This window comes from Colwellia sp. MB3u-55, assembly GCF_014076785.1.
GTDB lineage: Bacteria > Pseudomonadota > Gammaproteobacteria > Enterobacterales > Alteromonadaceae > Colwellia_A.
This window is the reverse complement of the sequence record NZ_JACGUS010000075.1, coordinates 1-19,280: the sequence shown is the minus strand read 5'-3', so window position 1 is coordinate 19,280 and position 19,280 is coordinate 1. Positions and strand designations below refer to the sequence as shown.

The window sequence follows — 19,280 nt, the reverse complement described above, 5'->3', positions numbered from 1 at the left end:
GTAGAGCTAATCAACCCAGTAGCGATGGATGAAGGTTTACGCTTCGCTATCCGTGAAGGTGGTCGTACTGTTGGTGCTGGTGTTGTATCTAAAATCATCGCATAATTGCAGATTTTAGTTCTCACTAGAACTCAAAAAAAGACGCTTAGGCGTCTTTTTTTATGTCTAAATTTTAACGAAACTGTCAAAACAGTCAAAGTTGCCAATACAGAGCAGGTGTTAATAACTTAGCCGTTCAATGAGACTGTCTTAGCTTCATAGTTGACATCAAGTTATGAAAGGTCAGTGACCGCAATGAGCTGCAGGTTATTTCTATAGATTAAATATTATTGTATCTTGATAGATATAGGTTCTAACGTGTTGAATGTAGCAAAATTATAAATTGTCTCACCACAGTACTTAACGCGTTTAAGTTTGCAAGTAAACTGTCTAGGCTCTTAGCCATCTTTAAGGCACTTTTGACAGTATCAAAGCTAAGTCATTGGGTATTTTGTACATTTTTTGATACCCCTTCAGCGACAGGTAATTGCTGAGTAACCGCTTTAGAATCTCATTAGTTTGTTATTGAAATTTCTTGATAATACACGGTATCTCGTTAAATATATTATGTACTTATTCGGTTAGTATTCGCTCGGTTTTACTTGATTTTTGTTATTATCCAAAACGGCTGCAGCCTTAGTTGCTGAAATTTTTAATTCATCAATGATTGATTCTATATTGCTAGTAGACTCTTTTATAGGCGTTCCTATACTAAGCACTTCCTCAGCGACAGAAGAAATACCTCTACCTTTTTCTCCAGCACTGTCAGCTTTATTAACAGCTGCATTGAGTGCTAAAAAATCCGTCTGATCGGCAATTGCTCTGATCATAGTGAGTACTACACCTAAAACTACCGATATGTTTGACCTTAAACTAACAACCACTTAAAGATTTAAAATGTAGAAATTAAATACTAACGCATACAGTGAATGAGTAATCACAACGTTAAATATAACCTAGGCACGCAACTTAAAGTCAATGTAAATACAAATACAAATACAAATACAAACGATAACTATTGTTATTTGTATTGATGTTTCTGTTATTTTTCGTTACTATTATTAAATCTTACGAACATACAACACTCAATATTAAACATAGGTAGGTAGGAAATAATGAATTTCGGTCCTGTACATAAAATAACAATAGCAATTTTATTAGCAAGTGCTTTAACGGCATGTGTAGACGATGGTGATGATGGCAAGGAAGGTCTTGCAGGTACTAATGGGGTCGAAGGTGCCGCTGGAATCTCAGGAGTTAGTAATTTTGTAACCCGAGAAGATGTCATTATTACTAATGCCAATATTGCTTATGCAGCATACTCTGATTCGTTGTTTGCAGCGATAACGTTACGTGATTCATTAGCTACATTTGTTGCTACTCCAACAAGTGCAAACTTTTTTACAGCTAAAGAATCGTGGAAAGCATCACGTGAACCTTACGGACAAACTGAAGTTTATCGTTTCCGTGGTGGTCCAATCGATACCAATGCCGATGGAAGCGAAGGTGGAGTTGAAGGCGCATTAAATGCTTGGCCTCTAGGTGAAGCTGTTATTGATTACATCGCTGGTCAAGTAGACGGTGATGACGGGATTGCAACGTTAGAAGGAACAAATATTATTGCAGGTACTGCAACAATTGATAAAGCTTTGCTAGAAGGTCTATTTGAAAAGAATGGTGATGCTGACGTAACTACTGGCTACCACGCCATAGAGTTTTTACTTTGGGGTCAAGATTTAAATGACGATTTAACTGGCGCAGGTGTCAGAGATAATACGCCAGGCCAACGACCAGTGAGTGATTACGCACTCGATGGCGCATGTACTTCGGGTGCAGGTAATACTATTACCGTAGTAACTTGTCAGCGTCGAGGTCAATACTTAATGCTTGCTGCAGATATTTTAATAGAAGATCTTAAAACTGTTGTTAATGCATGGGAGCCACAAAGTGGCAGCCATTATAAAACTTTTGTTGCAGGTGGTGACGAGTCACTAGGCCTTATACTCGAAGGTATGGGTCGTTTAAGTTACGGTGAATTGGGAAGCGAGCGTATAAATATCGCATTAATCAATAATTCACAGGAAGATGAGCATTCATGTTTTAGTGATAATACACACCGTGATATTTTCTTGAATGCAAAAGGTGTTCAGAATACATTTAATGCAAAATATACGCGTATTGACGGGGAAGTTATTGAAGGTGCATCTATTTATGACCTGTTAGTTACTGAAGGTGAACATGTGTTAGCGAATAAATTACGTGGTTCACTAGAAGCAACGATGTCGGCCGCAGCGGTTATTGATACAAAAGCAAAAATGGGTATACCATTTGATGTGTTAACAGCAACAGATATTGAACAGCCGAATGTTGTGGCGGTTATTGCAGGATTAGTAACTCAAACTGATGACATAGAACAAGTGATCGATGCACTTGGTGTTACGGCTGGTGATCTAAAACAAGATGGTAGTACAACTATTGAATAATCTGCAGTGTAAGCATTCTTCAAATATATATTAAATCATGGGCTCTTAAGGGCCCATCTCTAGCTTGAGTGACATAAAGAATTTAAGAGTAAAATGGTGACAGAATTGATGAAGAAAATCGTTGTATTGATATTAGCTACTAGTTTTTTAGGGGCATGTGGCGGTAGTTCTAAAAAAGCAGAGTCAGTCATCGTTTTACCACCAATACCCCCCGTTGTTCTTTTAGACCATAGTGGTTTAACACCGTTATCAGAAGATATTATTTTAATTGAAGAATATTTAACGGGTGGAGATGCAACTGTATTTGTGACTAATAAAGATGCTTTTGGCACTCGCCCCCAAATGATTAAAAGTAATTTTAAACAAGATGGCTTTTTTACGGCGGGTGATCACTTATTTAGGACTAAACATACCGATATCGGTCCATTGCTTAATAATTCCGCTTGCCAAAACTGTCATATCAGTGATGGACGTGGAGAGCTACCCTTGTCAAAAACAGAACCTATGTTAACGATGTTATTTAAACTTGCTGATGAAACTGGTGCAAAAGATCCCATTTATGGTGATCAATTACAGCCCTTTGCTGTACAAAGCTTTGATGGTGGTGATATTAATTTAGGATTGGCTGTTTATGACGGTTCATTAAATGGCAATGAATTAGTTGGAGAAGCAACACCATATATTGAATATGTAACATTGTCAGGACAATATCCTGACGGCAGTAGCTACCAATTACGTTCACCTGTTTATCGAATAAAAGATCTAAGTTTTGGTGAATTTATTGAGGGTATTCGCTTTTCTCCTCGATTAGCACCGGGAATACATGGCGTTGGTTTATTAGAGGCCATACCTGCTGAAAATATCTTAGCACTGGTCGACGTGTCAGATCATGATAATGATGGAATTTCTGGACGTCCATCTATGGTTACTGATGTAATAACTGGAGAGATGGCCCTAGGGCGTTTTACTTATAAAGCACAAAACCCATCAGTATTACAGCAAGCAGCATCTGCTTATCAAGGAGACATGGGTCTTACCACAAGTATATTTGTCAATGAACCTTGCTCTGAGCAACAGCTATCTTGTCACTTTATCGCTGAACAAGAAATAAAAACAGCAGATAAAACCGATGTTAGTAATAAAGAATTGGCGTTAGTTGAATTTTATAATCGATTACTAGGCGTTCCAGCTAGACGTGGTTACGATCCAAAGAGTGTAGAATGGGAAAGTAATATAGTAGAAGGTCGAAAGTTATTTTTTACGTCAAACTGTGTGGGATGTCATACGCCTAGGCATATTACAGGCTTAGCAGCGGGAAGTGTTTTAGGGCAATTAACCTTGTTATCCTTGGAGCCTAATGCTGAGCCCATTGAAGTGTTGTCTGAGCAAACAATTTTTCCTTATACCGACTTATTACTTCATGATATGGGGGGCTCTTGTGCAGTAACTCGTGAACTGATTAATGGGCAATCATGCACTAGTGGTGCTGAATGTGAATATGTGCAACGTTGCGAGGGGTTAGCCGATGATCTTATTCAAGGTGATGCTTCGGGTACAGAATGGAAGACTCCTCCTCTTTGGGGTATAGGTCTAGTGCAGACGGTTAACCCAGAAGCCACTTTTTTACATGATGGTCGGGCTAGAACAATCGAGGAAGCTATTCTTTGGCATGATGGTGAAGCACTAAACAGTAAAAATGCTTTTATGCAATTAAGCCAAATTGAGCGACAGCAGTTATTACAGTTTGTTGAGTCGTTGTGATGAGAAAAAACAAATCAGCTTTTTATCGAAGTGCAGCACTGATAAAAATATTGACGAAGTATCTGTTCTTTATAATTGTTATTTTTACTTTGGGTTGTTCAGAGAATAAAGCCCCTGATTTTCAGCAAAGCGAATTGGCTCCTGGTGGCACTATGACCGTCAAGCGATTGCAAAAGCAAAGCTATATTCACCCTGGAGCAGCCGTTACAGGCATGCAAAAATTAAATTTTTGGACGGGTTTTTCATTTTTTAGAGACCCATGGGTTGCTTCACCAAGTTCTACTAAATCTCGAGATGGGTTAGGACCATTATTTAATACACGGTCATGTATTAGTTGTCATGATGCAGGGAGTCGCGGGCCAATGCCAGTGGTTGGCGAAAGTATGCCATCTTTAGTGATAAAACTCGGTTTGCGTGATAATTTCCAAAATTTTAGTGACCATACGCCAGTATTAGTGGAGGGACTATCCTTGGTTGACCCAAATTATGGAGATCAAATTCAACCAAGGGGTATATTGTTCAGGCACTCTAAACTTGAACATGCACCAAAAGGCGAGGCACTAGTTGAACTTAGTTATCAGACTGTCTCTGGGTATTATAGTGATGGTACTGCCTATGAATTAAGTCAGCCTACATACCAACTGACTCACATGGCTTATGGTGAATTGGCTCCGCATATTGGTATGACTCCACGTTTTGCTCCTAATATTTTTGGCGCGGGTTTACTTGATGCTATTCATGTAGATGACCTACTTGTCCAAGAAGACAGTAACGACAATAACCAAGACGGCATTTCAGCTAAGTATAACCGGGTATTAAATGTTGCTACAGGTACTATAGATATTGGCCGATTTTCATTTAAGGCCAAACATCCTACTTTAGCCCAACAAGTTGGGGCTGCATTTCGCAATGATATTGGTATTACTAACAGCTTATTTCCAACGGAAAGTTGTACTGAGTCACAAGTCATTTGCCAAAAAACTGCGATTTTAGGTGAACCTTCAATCAATAATCGTCATCAGGAAGTTCCTATTGAAATTTCTGATAAATTATTCGCGTTAGTGGTCAGTTTTAATCAATTATTAGGTGTGCCGCCTGCTCGAAGTTTAGCCCAAGAAGAAGCCTTAAAAGGGCGTGAACATTTTTATCAAATGGGTTGCCAACAATGTCATACCCCAAGCTATAAAACCGATAAGAATTATCCGGTAGAGGTTTTAGCCAATCAACTTATTTGGCCGTATACCGATTTAGCATTACATGACATGGGCAAAAACTTAGCAGACAATGTCATAGAAGATGATGCGAATGGTCAAGAGTGGCGAACACCTCCTTTATGGGGGATTGGCCTGCAAAAGTCGACCACTAAACAGCAACGATTTTTACATGATGGCCGAGCTCATAGTATTAGTGAGGCAATTTTATGGCATGGTGGGGAAGCAGAAGCTGCGCAAAAAAAATTTACTCAGTTAACATCGAGCCAACGACAAAATTTAATAAAATTCTTAAAAGCCATTTAGCTTAATTCAATTTCAATTGAAAAATATCAGGAAATAACAATGAGAAATATCCAATCAATTAACTGTTTTTATCAGCAAGTATTACTTGTTGGCACACTCGTACTCGTTGGCTGTGGTGGTGGAAGTGAAAAGGAAATAATGCCAGTTACTCCAGTCTCGCCAACCATACCAACTAAGGCGAGTGGGACACTTGATGATCAGTTTACCTTGTGGCTAACCGATTTAAGTAACAAGGTTATCTTGCCTAACTATCAAACATTAGAGACTAAAGCCAAACAGTTTTCTGTTAGCAGTACAGCGTTTTGTCAACTCGATAATGCTAAGGCATCAGACCTAACCGAATTAAGAGTGGCTTGGCAGGAATTAAATGTAGCTTGGCAGAGTATTCAATGGTTAAAAATCGGACCTATTTTGCAGCATAATCGAAACTTTAGAATACAATTATGGCCTGACAGTAGAGGTTACGTTGTAAGGGATGTTGATAACTTCTTACTTACTCAAACTACCCTAGATGCCAATGCCATTGCTAAAAGTAGTGTCAGTGGTCAAGGTGTTCCTGCGCTAGAGTACTTGCTCTATCCTACAACAAATCAAGACTCGTTACTGAGCGCGAGTAATAAAAGTAAACGGTGTGAAGTGATGGTAGCGGTAAGCGACAATGTAACAACTATTAGTGGGGATGTTCTCGATGCATGGCAGGCAACTGGTGGGAATTATATCGCACAAGTAATTGGCGGCAACGGTGAATTTACTGGTGTTAAGGATGCAGTCGAAGAAATTGTCACTAATTGGCTAGAACAAGTTGAGCGAGTTAAAGACGAAAAAATGCTTCTGCCTTTTGCTTTAACTGCTCCTGGAAGCCCATCTGCTGCAGAGTTTTACCGCAGTGAACAATCACTAGTCAGCATTAAAACAAATGTACTATCATTTCAGCAAATATATAGCGCTGGCGGTGGCCATAGCTTTGAAAAAATACTTGTTGAATTTTTAGGTCAACACACCATTGCTGCACAGATGAACGATAGTATTACTGGAGCAATAACGGCAACTGAAGCCTTGTCTGGTTTATATACAGAATTACTCAGTAGTGATGAAGGTCGATTCATTATTGATAACAATATTCAAAAATTACGTGTTCTGCGCGATGTATTGTCTATCGATTTTATTCAAGCAACTGATATCAATATTGGTTTTAACTCAAATGATGGTGATTAAGCGTGCTGAAATTTCCTTTAACTCAAGTTGCTCTACTTTGTTCAATTTACTTGACCCAAATGACGTTGACTGCACAAGCTGCAGAGCTTGAAAGTAAAAAAGTGCAAGAGCAACAAAAACTAGCTAACAACCAACAAGAAAAACAGCTTGAAGTGATCAGTATTTTTGGCCAGCGGAATCAATTAGCAACCACAACGGGATCTGCTTTTGTGCTGGGTGAAGAAACGTTAGAGCAATTTGAATTTGATGATATTCATCGGGTATTACAGTCAGTTCCTGGGGTCTATATCAGAGAAGAAGATGGTTATGGGTTACGGCCCAATATTGGTTTACGTGGTGCAACGACAGAAAGGAGTAGTAAAGTTGCTATTATGGAAGATGGTATTCTTATTGCTCCAGCTCCCTATGCAGCACCTGCCGCCTATTATTTTCCATTAATGTCACGTATGAGTCAGGTCGAAGTATTTAAGGGCCCTTCAGCAATAAAGTATGGCCCAAATACAGTGGGTGGTGCAATTAATATGCTGTCACGTCCTATTAGTCGTGCTCAAGAACCGCTAGTAAAAATCGATTTAGCGCTTGGTCAAGACAACTACCAAAAAGCGCATGGTTATTTTAGTCAAACCGCTACGCTTGCTGGCTATGGAGAGTTAGGTTTTTTGATCGAAGGGCTAACGATTAATTCTGATGGCTTTAAAGCGCTAGATGGTGGTGGCGATACTGGTTTTAAAAAAAATGAGGTTATTTTCAAGGTCAACTTTGTTCCTAAAAATTCGCAGTATTATCAAATATGGCAGTTCAAAGGTGGTTATTCTGATGAAGTTTCAAATGAAACGTATTTAGGGTTAACGGATGAAGATTTTACTGAAAATACTGAACGTCGATACATAGCCAGTAAAAACGATAAAATGGATTGGGAGCATTATCAGTTTGAGCTATCTCATTATATTGAATTAGATGACCAAACTAGCTTTTATACCCAAGCTTACCATCGTGAGTTTGATCGAGATTGGGATAGATTAGATAGTTTTAATTCAAGTCGGAGTATGCAAACGATATTAACATCTCCCGAAACCGGTATTAATGCTTTATTTATGGAAATATTAAAGGGTGAACGAGATTCAGCCACATCGGAAGAAAACTTACTCTTTACGTTAAATGATCGCCGCTATTACTCACAAGGACTTGAGACTAAGTTACTGTGGGACAGCAAGTTGATGGGGGCTGATTTAGTACTCGATGCTGGCTTGCGTTTTCATCGAGATGAAGTCGAACGAAATCACCGTGCCGATCAATACTTTATGCAAAGAGATGAATTAGTTTTTGCCGATGAGCAACAGCAAACCACCACCCAAAATAAAGATAGCGCTACGGCGCTGGCGAGTTATGTAAATGCAAATGTAGATCTTGGCCAATTTAATATTACTGCAGGTGTGCGCGTTGAATATATTAAAGGTGAAAGTCATGACTATTTAACTGGTAAAAAGTTAACATCATCAGGCACGGTTGTTATGCCCGGCTTAGGTGTTTTTTACAAAATAGATGAAAGTCTTGGTTTATTACTTGGGGTTAACAAAGGTTATGTTCCAAATAGCCCAGGGCAGGGCGATAGTGTCAATCCAGAAGAGAGTTGGAATTATGAGTTTGGTGTACGTTATAGCCAGCAAGCGCTTAGAGCAGAAGTTATAGGTTTTTATAACGATTACAGTAACCTTAAGGGCACTTGTACGTTTTCAAGCGGTTGTGATCAAACACTAGATGAAGAATTTAATGCTGGCGAAGTAAACGTTTATGGCTTAGAAGCCAGCTTTACTACTGAATTTGAGTTAACCAAAGGATTGACGTTACCGATTAACGTAGCCTACACCCACACAGAGTCTGAATTTCAGAATAGTTTTCAATCAAACTTTTCCCAATGGGGCCGTGTTAAAAGTGGTGATGCCTTACCTTATTTACCCGAAAATCAAATAAGTATCGAAGTGGCACTTCAGCATGAAAATTGGCGTGCTGCCCTATTATTAAAACACGTAGAGGCAATGCAAGAAGCTGCCGGTGATAATACCGAACTTTCTGGATTATGGACTGATGAGCTACAACAGCTTGACTTTTCATCTTGGTATCTATTTTCTGATAATTTTAAAGCTTATCTGAAGATTGATAATTTAACCGATGAAACTGTTATTGTTTCTCGCCGGCCTTTTGGGGCTCGACCGGGTAAACCAAGACAAGCGACTACGGGTATAAAATTTACCTTCTAATGGATAAATTATCATGTCGTTAACGCGTCGACGTTTTTTGACCGCAACCGCAACCGTAGCTTGCAGTGCTACCGGGCTATTTGCTTTCGTTTCTAGTAGCAAAGCTGAACAATATTGGTTGGTCAGTGCTGCTACAGATCATAATAATCAGCACTTTGTCTGTGCGGTTGATTTACAGGGTAATGAGATTAGCCGTATCTCTTTACCTGCACGTGGCCATGACGCTATTAATATTGAAGGTAAACCAGGTCGGGCAATAATTTTTGCACGACGACCTGGTCTTTATGCATTTGAAGTTGACTTTATTTCAGGACAAATAGTTCATCATATAAGGCCTGAGCAGGGTTATCATTTCTATGGTCACGGTGTGTTATCGACGAGAGAAAATACGTTATTGACCAGTGAAAATCACTTTGGCACGGGTAATGGTTTTATTGTTGAACGTGATGCAAGTAATTACCAAATAATTAATAGATATCCGTCAGGTGGCATTGGTCCTCACCAAATTGCGTTGATGTCTAATGATGAAACGTTAGCTATTGCCAATGGTGGCATTAAAACTCATCCTGATCAGCCAAGAAAAAAACTTAATATAGACTCGATGAAGCCCAACTTATCCTATTTAGATTTAGTTTCAGGAAAAATTATTGAGCAGCATCAACTCGATAACCCACAGTTGAGTATTAGGCACCTTGGTGTTAGTGCAAAAGATAAGGTTATTGCCGGCCTGCAGTACCAGGGAATTCGAACAGATCTTGTTCCTTTAGCGGTTTCTCATATACAAGGCTCTTCATTAAAGTATTTAAAAGCGTCAAAGCAGCAGTGGCGGTCGATGAATCAATATACGGCAAGTATCTGTGTTGACGATAATAATTCGTTAGTGGCAATAAGTTGTCCTCGCGCAGATATGATCACGTATTGGTCTTTAAATAATGATAGTTTTTTAGGTACTGAACGTTTATCTGACGGTGCTGGCCTTGCTTATACCGATAAGTTATTTGCAAGCAGTGGTAAAGGTCAAATTGCTGAACTTGCTAAAGGTAGCATCTCTTCATCAAGGCTTGCTTTTTCATTTAATCAGCTAAGGTGGGATAACCACTTACTAGCGATGAAAATCACCTAACGCAAATGCTAATTATTATTGTTTGCATTTGTAAAGAGTTTTGTTATCATTTTTAGGTTGATTAACCAATAAAGACGTTGCTTACTTGTTTGAATGCACCAATTTAATTGTGCGTTTTTTAACCATTTTTTTGTGTTACCTTCTCCAGATAAAACAATGTTTGCGCAAAGTATTGTTTTTATTAGGCTCTATGTAAATAGAGCCTATTTTTTTGTGCTCATTTTAACGTTGTGCTGAATCAGTCGGCACAAACGAGTTGTGTCTTCCTTGTCATACTTAAAGATAAAGCAGAGTTTATAGGTAGCTCTGTAAAGCCAGCGAGGAGATAAATAACTTTTTGTCCTTTTTCTGATAAATCTAATGCATGCTGAAAGTTAACCTGAATTGTTGAAGAAATACTTTGTGGATATTTATCAGCATCACGACGTATATATTCAATAAAATCAATATTAACGTTATTATCATAAAATACCGCATCGGCAAATTGCATTTCACGGTGAATTTGCAGTGTCAATTTATCTGGGTTACCTGTTTTTGTATGAACAAATACTATCTCACCCTGAGGAAGAGGAACTTCGTTTTTTAAACTCGTGATAAGCTGCTGTTCAGCATCTTGTATATTTCCTTGTAAGATATTTTCACCAATAGGACCTCTTAATACACTTTCCCAAAACGAGCGACGATTGCGAAGCCCTTTTACTCTCACTTTCACATGGTCTCTAAATTTAAAACAAAAATCGGCGAGTTTACCGTAGCCATTGGGTAGCGTTTTTTCAATTTGCTCTCTGAGCATTCTTAAGAGTATAGGAGCACTACCAGAGCTAGACATCGCAATGATCATCGGTGAGCGATCAATAATAGCTGGTGTGATATAAGTACATAGCTCTGGCTGGTCTACTACATTGGTAAGAAGATTAAAAGATTGCGACTCAGCTGCTACCGCTTTATTAACATCACTATCATCGGTAGCTGCAATGACTAAGTTAATCCCCGCCAAGTATCCACCTTTATAATTATGCGTTAGCCAGTGCAGTTTATGTATATCAATTAAGCGCTGAACACTAGGGGATAAACTTTCAGCCATTACGGTAATATTTGTCGTACTTTTTAGCAGTAGTTCAATTTTACGTGCGGCAACGTCACCGCCACCAACAATCATTGCTGATATGTTTTTAGCATCAAGGAAAATTGGAAAATATTTCATATAAATAACCTATATTGTCTTTAATCTGTGTATGAGCCTAAACAATTGCGTTAAGACGGTAATGATAAAAGTTTTTCACTGATGGCTAAGCCATTACTGTCGCCATAGATAAACTGTCCGGGAATAAAATGAATGCCAGCAAAAGCAATGGGAATATTTACTTCACCAATACCTAGTTTCTCAGTTTTAATTGGGCAGCACCCCAGTGCTTTAACACCTAAGTTGAGTGTGGCAATAGTACCTGCATCACGAATACAACCATTAATAACAATACCTTGCCAGCCGTTTTTAACCGCTTTTTCAGCAAGCATATCACCTAAAAGCGCATGAGTAATACTTGCTTTTCCATCTACAACCATCACTTTACCTTTACCATCGGTATCAACTAAGGCTTTAACTTTTGAATTGTCATTAAAACAATCAACAGTAACTATTTCCCCGTAGAATATTTTATCTTTGCCATAATCGGTAAATAGCGGTTGAGCCAATGTTAATGCGTCAGGGTAAATGTCATATAAATCAGGGAGAAGATCGAGCATCATAAGGTTCCTTAATAGACTAAGTAGGATATTTTACATTGTCTCAACACTCTAGCAGAAGTCTTTGTAGGTATTAACTAACAAATGCTAAACTAGTGAAAAATTTACAGTGAGCACCTCCCCATGCCTTGGATACAACTTCGCTTAAGTGCGAATGAAGACACATCAGAAAAATATAGTGATTGGTTAAGTGCTTGTGGCGCACAAGCCGTGACGTTTATCGACGCTCAAGATACCCCTATTTATGAGCCGCTTCCGGGTGATGAAGTTATCTACTGGCACAATACCGTGGTAATGGGCTTATTCGATGCCAGCCATGACATGGATAAAACAATTACTTATTTGAAAAGTATCCATCCAGATAAAAACAATATGGCTTACAAGTTAGAGCAACTGGAAGATAAAGATTGGGAAAGAGAGTGGATGGACAACTTCCATCCAATGAAATTCGGTGAGCGTTTATGGATTTGTCCAAGCTGGCGGGACGTACCTGACCCCGATGCAGTAAATGTTATGCTTGATCCAGGTTTAGCGTTTGGCACCGGCACCCATCCAACCACGGCATTATGTTTAATCTGGTTAGACGGATTAGATTTAGTGGGAAAAACTGTAGTTGATTTTGGTTGTGGTTCAGGAATTTTATCGCTGGCGGCACTCAAGTTAGGCGCTAAAAAAGTCATCGGTATTGATATCGACCCACAAGCATTACAAGCAAGTAAAGCAAATGCTGAACGCAACGGTATTGCAGACCGTTTAGAGCTTTTCTTACCAAAAGATCAGCCAAGTTTTAAAGCTGATGTGGTTGTTGCTAATATTTTAGCCGGACCATTACGTGAATTAGCACCAACGATTATTGAATTTGTTGCACCAAATGGTCACCTTGCACTGTCAGGTGTTTTAGAAGAACAGGCCAATGAACTGCAAAATATTTATAGTCATTGGTGTGATATGGATGCCATTGCTGTTCAAGATGAATGGGTTCGTCTTTCAGGTAAAAAAAATTAGTCAAAAACCCTGTTATTAATTGAGCAGTATTCGTTAGCTATTTGTACAAATTCTGCTCACATCAATAGTTTGCAAAAAGTCAATATTAAAAACGCAAAAAAAAGCAAGAATTGTTCAATTTATATGCTTTTCAATTCCCTTAAAAACACGTAAACTTAGCGCCCTTTTGAATAGTAGCTCAAAAAAACAGCAACATGAATATAGGTTCGTATACTTTATCAAGTAATGTAATGCTTGCTCCAATGGCCGGAATAACCGACCAACCTTTTCGACAACTGTGTTGTCAAATGGGAGCAGGGTTAGCCGTGTCAGAAATGATTTCGTCTAATCCCAAAGTATGGCATACCGAAAAATCTAAGCGACGAAGTATTCATAGTGAATTTGCAGGTATTCGTTCGGTACAAATTGCCGGTTCAGATCCTGAAGAGTTAGCGTTTGCTGCTAAAGTTAATGTTGAAAATGGCGCACAAATTATAGATATTAATATGGGCTGTCCTGCTAAAAAGGTCAATAAAAAGCTCGCGGGTTCTGCATTATTAAAAGAACCTAAATTAGTTGAAGAAATAGTGCGAAGTGTTGTTGATGCGGTAAACGTGCCAGTAACACTTAAAATTCGTACCGGCTGGTGTGAGAACACTCGCAACGGCATTGAAATTGCTAAAATTGCTGAGCACAACGGTATTCAGTCTTTAGTCGTTCATGGTCGCACCCGTAATGATTTTTATAAAGGGGATGCGGAATACGAAACGATAAAAGCCATCAAGCAAGCGGTTAGTATTCCCGTTGTGGCTAATGGCGATATTACCAGCGCAATCAAAGCGGCGCAGGTATTAAATTTTACTGGGGCTGATGCCGTAATGGTGGGTCGTGGTGCCCAAGGGAAACCTTGGATTTTTCGAGAGATTAATCATTTCTTGAAAACGGGTGAACATTTGTCTGCCCCCTCATTGGAAGAGATTTGTCCGATAGTTATTGGGCATGTAAAGGACTTACACAACTTTTACGGTGACTTTATGGGTGTTCGTTTTGCTCGTAAGCACGTTGCTTGGTATATGCTCGCGTATGACCAAGAGAAAAAATTTCGTTCTGTTTTTAATGCGTTAGAGTCATCTACCGATCAACTTGATGCATTAGAACTGTATTTTGATAATTTAAATTAACTAGAAAGAGTCTGAACTTTATGTTTGAACAAAATATTTCATCACCATTCGTTACTGGCAAGATCCAAACTCAAGCTGAGTATTCTCCATTACGTACTCAAGCTAAACAAGCTATCAGTAACTACTTATCGCAATTAAATGGTAATGATGTAGATGATATGTACGACCTTGTACTTTCTGAAATCGAAGCGCCAATGTTAGAAGAAGTTATGAAGTATACGCGCGGTAACCAAACACGTGCAGCTAACTTGTTAGGTATCAATCGCGGTACTTTACGTAAGAAGCTTAAAAAATACGGCATGAACTAAAAAATAGACAGGTTGTCCCTGTCAATCGAAAGCACCCTAGGGTGCTTTCTTTATTTCTAGCTAAGGGGTTTTCTTCAGCTAGCTACTCATTACTGAGTAAAAAATTTATTTTAAAAAATCACTGCCAAGGACAAATGTCAACGGCCAGACAATTAAACTAACTTTAAGGTTAACAATAAAGCAATGGATACTCCACGCCCAATCAAACGTGCATTATTAAGTGTTTCTGATAAAACAGGTATTGTCGATTTCGCTCGTAGTTTAGCGCAAAAAGGTGTTGATATTTTATCAACCGGCGGCACAGCAAAATTATTAGCTGATAATGGTATACAAGTTACTGAAGTTTCTAAATACACAGGTCACCCTGAAATTATGGACGGTCGTGTTAAAACACTTCATCCAAAAGTTCATGGCGGAATTTTAGCGCGCCGTGGTATGGATGAAGCCGTTATGGCTGAAAACGATATTAGCGCGATTGATCTTGTTGTCGTTAACCTTTACCCATTTGCTAACGCAGTTAGTGATGAAAACTGTAGCTTAGAAAACGCGATTGAGAATATTGATATCGGTGGACCCACTATGGTTCGTGCAGCGGCAAAAAATCATAAAGACGTGACGATTATTGTTAATGCTCACGATTACGAGCGCGTATTAGCAGAAATGAATAGTAACGATGATTCATTAATGTATAACACACGCTTTGACTTAGCTATTGCTGCCTATGAACATACTGCAGCTTACGACGGTATGATCGCAAATTACTTTGGCAAAATGCTTAGTGCGCGAAGCGGTGAAAAAAGCGAAGTTAACTTTAAAGAAAAAAACAAATTTCCACGCACCTTTAACAGTCAGTTTATTAAAACTGAAGATTTACGTTACGGTGAAAACTCACATCAAGATGCTGCTTTTTATGTCGAAGCAAATCCTGAAGAAGCATCGGTTTCAACGGCTAAGCAATTACAAGGCAAAGCGCTTTCTTATAACAATATAGCTGACACGGATGCCGCTTTAGAATGTGTTAAAGAATTTGATGAGCCGGCGTGTGTTATCGTTAAACATGCTAACCCTTGTGGTGTTTCTATTGGTGACAATATCTTAGCCGCTTACGAAGGTGCTTACCGTACAGATCCTACTTCAGCATTTGGTGGCATTATTGCCTTCAACCGTGAATTAGATGCCGACACCGCAGAAGCTATTGTTTCTCGCCAGTTTGTCGAAGTTATTATCGCGCCAAGTGTTTCAGAGGCTGCGGCACAAATTGTTGCTGCTAAACCTAACTTACGTTTATTAGCCTGTGGTGAATGGTCGACCAAAACTACCGGTTTTGATCTTAAACGTGTTAACGGTGGCTTATTGGTTCAAGACAGAGACCAAGGCAAAGTGACCAGCGATGATTTGAAAGTTGTTACTAAACGTCAACCAACCGCTGATGAAATGCGTGACTTACAATTCTGTTGGAAAGTAGCGAAATACGTGAAATCTAATGCGATTGTTTACGTTAAAAATAGCATGACTATTGGTGTCGGTGCCGGTCAAATGAGCCGAGTTTACTCTGCTAAAGTTGCTGGTATCAAAGCTGCAGATGAAAACCTAGAAGTTAAAGGTTCAGTCATGGCATCTGATGCATTCTTTCCATTTCGTGATGGTTTAGATGCTGCCGCTGAAGCGGGTATTACTGCTGTTATTCAACCGGGCGGTTCTATGCGTGATAATGAAGTTATTGCCGCTGCCGATGAACATAACATAGCTATGGTGTTCACCGGAATGCGCCACTTCCGCCATTAAGTCGGTTTGCTTGTTGTTGGTTAAATAAAATTATTCGTTGGGAGTGCTCACGTAGGTAACCTACGCTTCACGCTTCCGCTTTTAATTTTCACTAACCCGCTTAAAGCATTTCCAATTAACGGTTTATTAGCCTTGTTGATAAAATGTTACACTTCAACAAGGTTAAATGCCTTTCTTTTATCCTCCTTATCTGTTTCTTCTTTTAAAATCTGCTATAACATGTCGAGTTAACCTTTATTCTTGATATGGAAAAGCAAATGAAAACAATAAAAACCTTATTATCAGCTTCAATCATCAGCCTGTCATTAGCCAGTGTTTCTTACGCTGATCAAGCCATGCAACCTATGGCTAATACACAGTTAGCCCAAGCGGTTGCTAGTGAACATAGATCAGCAGCTAATAAAATACGTGATGAATATCGTCATCCACAACAAACCTTAGAATTTTTTGGTTTTAATTCATCAATGACTGTTGTTGAGATAACACCTGGTGGTGGTTGGTACACTGAAATTTTAGCCCCTGCGTTAAAAGGCAAAGGAAAGTTAATCGGTGCTCATTACCCTGATACCGGTGAAGACAACTATTACAGTAATTCCCGTAAAAAGTTAGTAAAAAAATTGGCTAGTCATGAGATGTTTAGTGAAGTTGAACTCTCTAACTTTGTGCCTAAGAAAGCCAGTGAATTAGCCCCCGCTGGTACTGCCGATATGGTACTGACTTTTCGTAATTTACATAACTGGGGAGAAGAAGGTGTAAGCCAAGTCTTTATTGATGCCTTTAAGGCATTAAAAACCGGTGGTATTTTAGGTGTCGTTGAACATCGCTTACCAAAAGGTGCAACAGCTAACGATATGAATAGCGGCTATGTTTCTGTGGAGACGACAATTGCACAAGCTGAAGCTGCTGGATTTACTTTTATTGCCAGTAGTGAAGTAAATGCTAATGCTAAAGACATAGCAAGTTATGAAAAAGGTGTCTGGACATTACCCCCGTCACTTGCATTAAAAGATAAAGATAGAGAAAAATATCTGGTTATCGGTGAAAGTGATCGAATGACTTTAAAATTTGCAAAAGTAGCTAAATAATCTTAAGACTTGCGCCATAACTTCCCTTATAATGGCGCAAGTTTTTTAGCATATTTTCTAGCAAATAAAGTAGGGTTAAGTTAAATGAATGTTTTAGTAATAGGTAGTGGTGGTCGTGAACATGCACTCGCATGGAAAGCTGCGCAATCATCACAAGTAGAAAAAGTATTTGTTGCACCAGGTAATGCCGGTTCAGCAACAGAAAATAAAGTAGAAAATGTTGCCATATCCGCTGGCGATACTGCTGCACTAGTCAACTTTGCTAAAACTCAAAACATTACCCTAACGATTGTAGGCCCAGAGCAACCACTTGTAGACGGGGTTGTTGATGCTTTTCAAGCCGAGGGGTTAACTATTTTTGGTCCAAGTGCTAAAGCGTCACAACTTGAAGGTTCAAAAGCATTTACTAAAGACTTCTTAGCTCGTCACAACATTCCTACAGGCTGGTACCAAAACTTTACTGAAATAGAAGCTGCGTTAGCTTATGTTCGTGAAAAAGGCGCACCTATTGTTATTAAAGCTGATGGCTTAGCAGCTGGTAAAGGCGTTATTGTCGCAATGACATTGCCAGAAGCTGAAGACGCTATTAAAGATATGCTCGCTGGTAATGCTTTTGGAGATGCAGGGCATCGTGTTGTCATCGAAGAATTTTTAGATGGTGAAGAAGCGAGCTTTATTGTAATGGTTGATGGCAAAAATGTTTTAGCCATGGCAACAAGTCAAGATCATAAGCGTGCTTATAATAATGACGAAGGACCAAATACAGGTGGAATGGGGGCTTATTCACCAGCGCCAGTAGTTACCGCTGAACTTCATCAACGTATTATGGATGAAGTCATATATCCTACAGTACAGGGTATGGCTAAAGAAGATGCCCCTTATACCGGTTTCTTATATGCTGGCTTGATGATAGATGCGACAGGTACGCCAAAAGTGATTGAATACAACTGTCGATTTGGTGATCCAGAAACACAACCTATTATGATGCGTTTAAAGTCTGATATTGTTGAATTATGCTTACTGGCTTGTGCTGGTAAGTTAGATACAGCGACTATTGATTTTGATCCACGTCCAGCTGTAGGCGTAGTATTAGCGGCCGGCGGTTATCCTGGCACTTACGCCAAAGGTAAAGTGATTTCAGGTTTAGAAACTAACCAGCATCCAGACAGAAAAACTTTCCATGCGGGCACCACTGAAATTAATGGTGAGATAGTGACGGCTGGCGGTCGAGTGCTTTGTGCTACTGCATTAGGCGAAACGGTTACACAAGCCCAAAAATCTGCGTATGCTTTATTACACGAAATAAGCTGGGAAGAAGTACAATTTAGAACAGATATTGCCTATCGTGCCATCGCCAGAGAACAAAGTTAACTTATACTTTTTAAGTGTTGAAATGAAAGCCTCTTTTAAGAGGCTTTTTTATTAGCTAAAATCGACGAATATCTCAAGATCTCCTAGAGTAAACTGAAATGATCCTTGTTAGGCTTTGTTTAGTTAGAACTGATAAAAAATTAATAATTACTGTATTAGCTTTAATAAAGCTCAATAACAACGCGGTATGTATGTTAATTGACCGAACGATCGATTATTTCAAATATATGACAAAAAAGGGTTGACGCCCAGCGAGAAATGTCTAGAATGCGCTCCAGTTCCAAGGGGTAACCCAAACGAACGTTTTGATAAGTTATCTACATCACTTTAGGGTAAAGTAGTTAACTTAACGTTTTATAGATAAGGTTTGAATCTTCGAAAAGAAACTTCAAATTAAATTAAATAAAACGTTGACATCAAAACTGAG

The 19,280-nt window shown here is 39.1% G+C and carries 16 protein-coding genes; 13 read left to right on the top strand and 3 right to left on the bottom strand.

Annotated features, from left to right (window positions below; genetic code table 11):
• Positions 1-105, top strand: a 105-nt coding sequence (locus tag H4J66_RS04045; protein WP_077287512.1) for an elongation factor Tu, incomplete at its 5' end; no start/stop codon positions are given.
• A gap of 515 nt (positions 106-620) precedes the next feature.
• Here H4J66_RS04045 and H4J66_RS04040 read toward each other — a convergent pair.
• Entirely contained in the window at positions 621-869 is a 249-nt protein-coding gene (locus H4J66_RS04040) for a methyl-accepting chemotaxis protein (protein WP_182170919.1), read from the bottom strand.
• A gap of 285 nt (positions 870-1,154) precedes the next feature.
• Here H4J66_RS04040 and H4J66_RS04035 point away from each other — a divergent pair, with 285 nt between their 5' ends.
• The 6 genes from H4J66_RS04035 (at position 1,155) to H4J66_RS04010 (ending at position 10,396) form a co-directional block, all read left to right on the top strand.
• Complete coding sequence (locus tag H4J66_RS04035; RefSeq protein ID WP_182170917.1) at positions 1,155-2,522, top strand: imelysin family protein; 1,368 nt, start codon at positions 1,155-1,157, stop codon at positions 2,520-2,522.
• A gap of 108 nt (positions 2,523-2,630) precedes the next feature.
• On the top strand, positions 2,631-4,283 hold the full coding sequence (locus H4J66_RS04030) for a di-heme oxidoredictase family protein (protein WP_182170914.1): 1,653 nt from the start codon (positions 2,631-2,633) through the stop codon (positions 4,281-4,283).
• Positions 4,283-5,800, top strand: coding sequence for a di-heme oxidoredictase family protein (locus H4J66_RS04025; protein ID WP_182170925.1), 1,518 nt, complete (start codon positions 4,283-4,285; stop codon positions 5,798-5,800). Before H4J66_RS04030 ends, H4J66_RS04025 begins: the two co-directional genes overlap by 1 nt.
• A 39-nt stretch (positions 5,801-5,839) precedes the next feature.
• Positions 5,840-7,015: an imelysin family protein gene (locus H4J66_RS04020; RefSeq protein WP_182170911.1), complete on the top strand. Its 1,176-nt coding sequence runs from the start codon at positions 5,840-5,842 to the stop codon at positions 7,013-7,015.
• 2 nt (positions 7,016-7,017) lie between these two features.
• Entirely contained in the window at positions 7,018-9,273 is a 2,256-nt protein-coding gene (locus H4J66_RS04015) for a TonB-dependent receptor domain-containing protein (protein WP_182170908.1), read from the top strand.
• Positions 9,274-9,286: 13 nt separating this feature from the next.
• Positions 9,287-10,396: a DUF1513 domain-containing protein gene (locus H4J66_RS04010; RefSeq protein ID WP_182170905.1), complete on the top strand. Its 1,110-nt coding sequence runs from the start codon at positions 9,287-9,289 to the stop codon at positions 10,394-10,396.
• Between the two features lie 238 nt (positions 10,397-10,634).
• Here H4J66_RS04010 and H4J66_RS04005 read toward each other — a convergent pair whose 3' ends face one another.
• Complete coding sequence (locus H4J66_RS04005; protein WP_182170902.1) at positions 10,635-11,600, bottom strand: bifunctional precorrin-2 dehydrogenase/sirohydrochlorin ferrochelatase; 966 nt, start codon at positions 11,598-11,600, stop codon at positions 10,635-10,637.
• Positions 11,601-11,650: 50 nt separating this feature from the next.
• A complete protein-coding gene (locus H4J66_RS04000) occupies positions 11,651-12,139 on the bottom strand; it encodes a putative 4-hydroxy-4-methyl-2-oxoglutarate aldolase (protein WP_182170922.1) in 489 nt (162 codons plus the stop codon).
• A 123-nt stretch (positions 12,140-12,262) separates the two neighbouring features.
• Here H4J66_RS04000 and prmA point away from each other — a divergent pair, with 123 nt between their 5' ends.
• The 6 genes from prmA to purD all read left to right on the top strand — a co-directional run bounded on the left by prmA (position 12,263) and on the right by purD (position 18,853).
• Entirely contained in the window at positions 12,263-13,144 is an 882-nt protein-coding gene (gene prmA, locus H4J66_RS03995; RefSeq protein WP_182170899.1) for a 50S ribosomal protein L11 methyltransferase, read from the top strand.
• A gap of 194 nt (positions 13,145-13,338) precedes the next feature.
• Positions 13,339-14,304, top strand: a complete 966-nt coding sequence (gene dusB, locus H4J66_RS03990) for a tRNA dihydrouridine synthase DusB (RefSeq protein ID WP_070375037.1) — start codon at positions 13,339-13,341, stop codon at positions 14,302-14,304.
• Between the two features lie 20 nt (positions 14,305-14,324).
• Positions 14,325-14,612, top strand: coding sequence for a DNA-binding transcriptional regulator Fis (fis, locus tag H4J66_RS03985; protein ID WP_070375036.1), 288 nt, complete (start codon positions 14,325-14,327; stop codon positions 14,610-14,612).
• Between the two features lie 183 nt (positions 14,613-14,795).
• Positions 14,796-16,397: a bifunctional phosphoribosylaminoimidazolecarboxamide formyltransferase/IMP cyclohydrolase gene (gene purH / locus H4J66_RS03980; protein WP_182170896.1), complete on the top strand. Its 1,602-nt coding sequence runs from the start codon at positions 14,796-14,798 to the stop codon at positions 16,395-16,397.
• Positions 16,398-16,654: 257 nt separating this feature from the next.
• A complete protein-coding gene (locus H4J66_RS03975; RefSeq protein ID WP_182170893.1) occupies positions 16,655-17,482 on the top strand; it encodes a class I SAM-dependent methyltransferase in 828 nt (275 codons plus the stop codon).
• Between the two features lie 84 nt (positions 17,483-17,566).
• Complete coding sequence (purD, locus tag H4J66_RS03970) at positions 17,567-18,853, top strand: phosphoribosylamine--glycine ligase (protein ID WP_182170890.1); 1,287 nt, start codon at positions 17,567-17,569, stop codon at positions 18,851-18,853.
• The last annotated feature ends 427 nt before the right edge of the window (positions 18,854-19,280 follow it).

Excerpts from the sequence above, each read along its gene's own strand:
- dusB (WP_070375037.1), top strand. The coding sequence starts at position 13,339 with ATGAATATAGGTTCGTATACTTTATCAAGTAATGTAATGCTTGCTCCA.
- purD (WP_182170890.1), top strand. The coding sequence starts at position 17,567 with ATGAATGTTTTAGTAATAGGTAGTGGTGGTCGTGAACATGCACTCGCA.
- prmA (WP_182170899.1), top strand. The coding sequence starts at position 12,263 with ATGCCTTGGATACAACTTCGCTTAAGTGCGAATGAAGACACATCAGAA.
- H4J66_RS04035 (WP_182170917.1), top strand. The coding sequence starts at position 1,155 with ATGAATTTCGGTCCTGTACATAAAATAACAATAGCAATTTTATTAGCA.
- H4J66_RS04030 (WP_182170914.1), top strand. The coding sequence starts at position 2,631 with ATGAAGAAAATCGTTGTATTGATATTAGCTACTAGTTTTTTAGGGGCA.
- H4J66_RS04010 (WP_182170905.1), top strand. The coding sequence starts at position 9,287 with ATGTCGTTAACGCGTCGACGTTTTTTGACCGCAACCGCAACCGTAGCT.
- H4J66_RS04020 (WP_182170911.1), top strand. The coding sequence starts at position 5,840 with ATGAGAAATATCCAATCAATTAACTGTTTTTATCAGCAAGTATTACTT.
- H4J66_RS04040 (WP_182170919.1), bottom strand. The coding sequence starts at position 869 with ATGATCAGAGCAATTGCCGATCAGACGGATTTTTTAGCACTCAATGCA.
- H4J66_RS04005 (WP_182170902.1), bottom strand. The coding sequence starts at position 11,600 with ATGAAATATTTTCCAATTTTCCTTGATGCTAAAAACATATCAGCAATG.
- fis (WP_070375036.1), top strand. The coding sequence starts at position 14,325 with ATGTTTGAACAAAATATTTCATCACCATTCGTTACTGGCAAGATCCAA.
- purH (WP_182170896.1), top strand. The coding sequence starts at position 14,796 with ATGGATACTCCACGCCCAATCAAACGTGCATTATTAAGTGTTTCTGAT.
- H4J66_RS03975 (WP_182170893.1), top strand. The coding sequence starts at position 16,655 with ATGAAAACAATAAAAACCTTATTATCAGCTTCAATCATCAGCCTGTCA.
- H4J66_RS04000 (WP_182170922.1), bottom strand. The coding sequence starts at position 12,139 with ATGCTCGATCTTCTCCCTGATTTATATGACATTTACCCTGACGCATTA.
- H4J66_RS04025 (WP_182170925.1), top strand. The coding sequence starts at position 4,283 with ATGAGAAAAAACAAATCAGCTTTTTATCGAAGTGCAGCACTGATAAAA.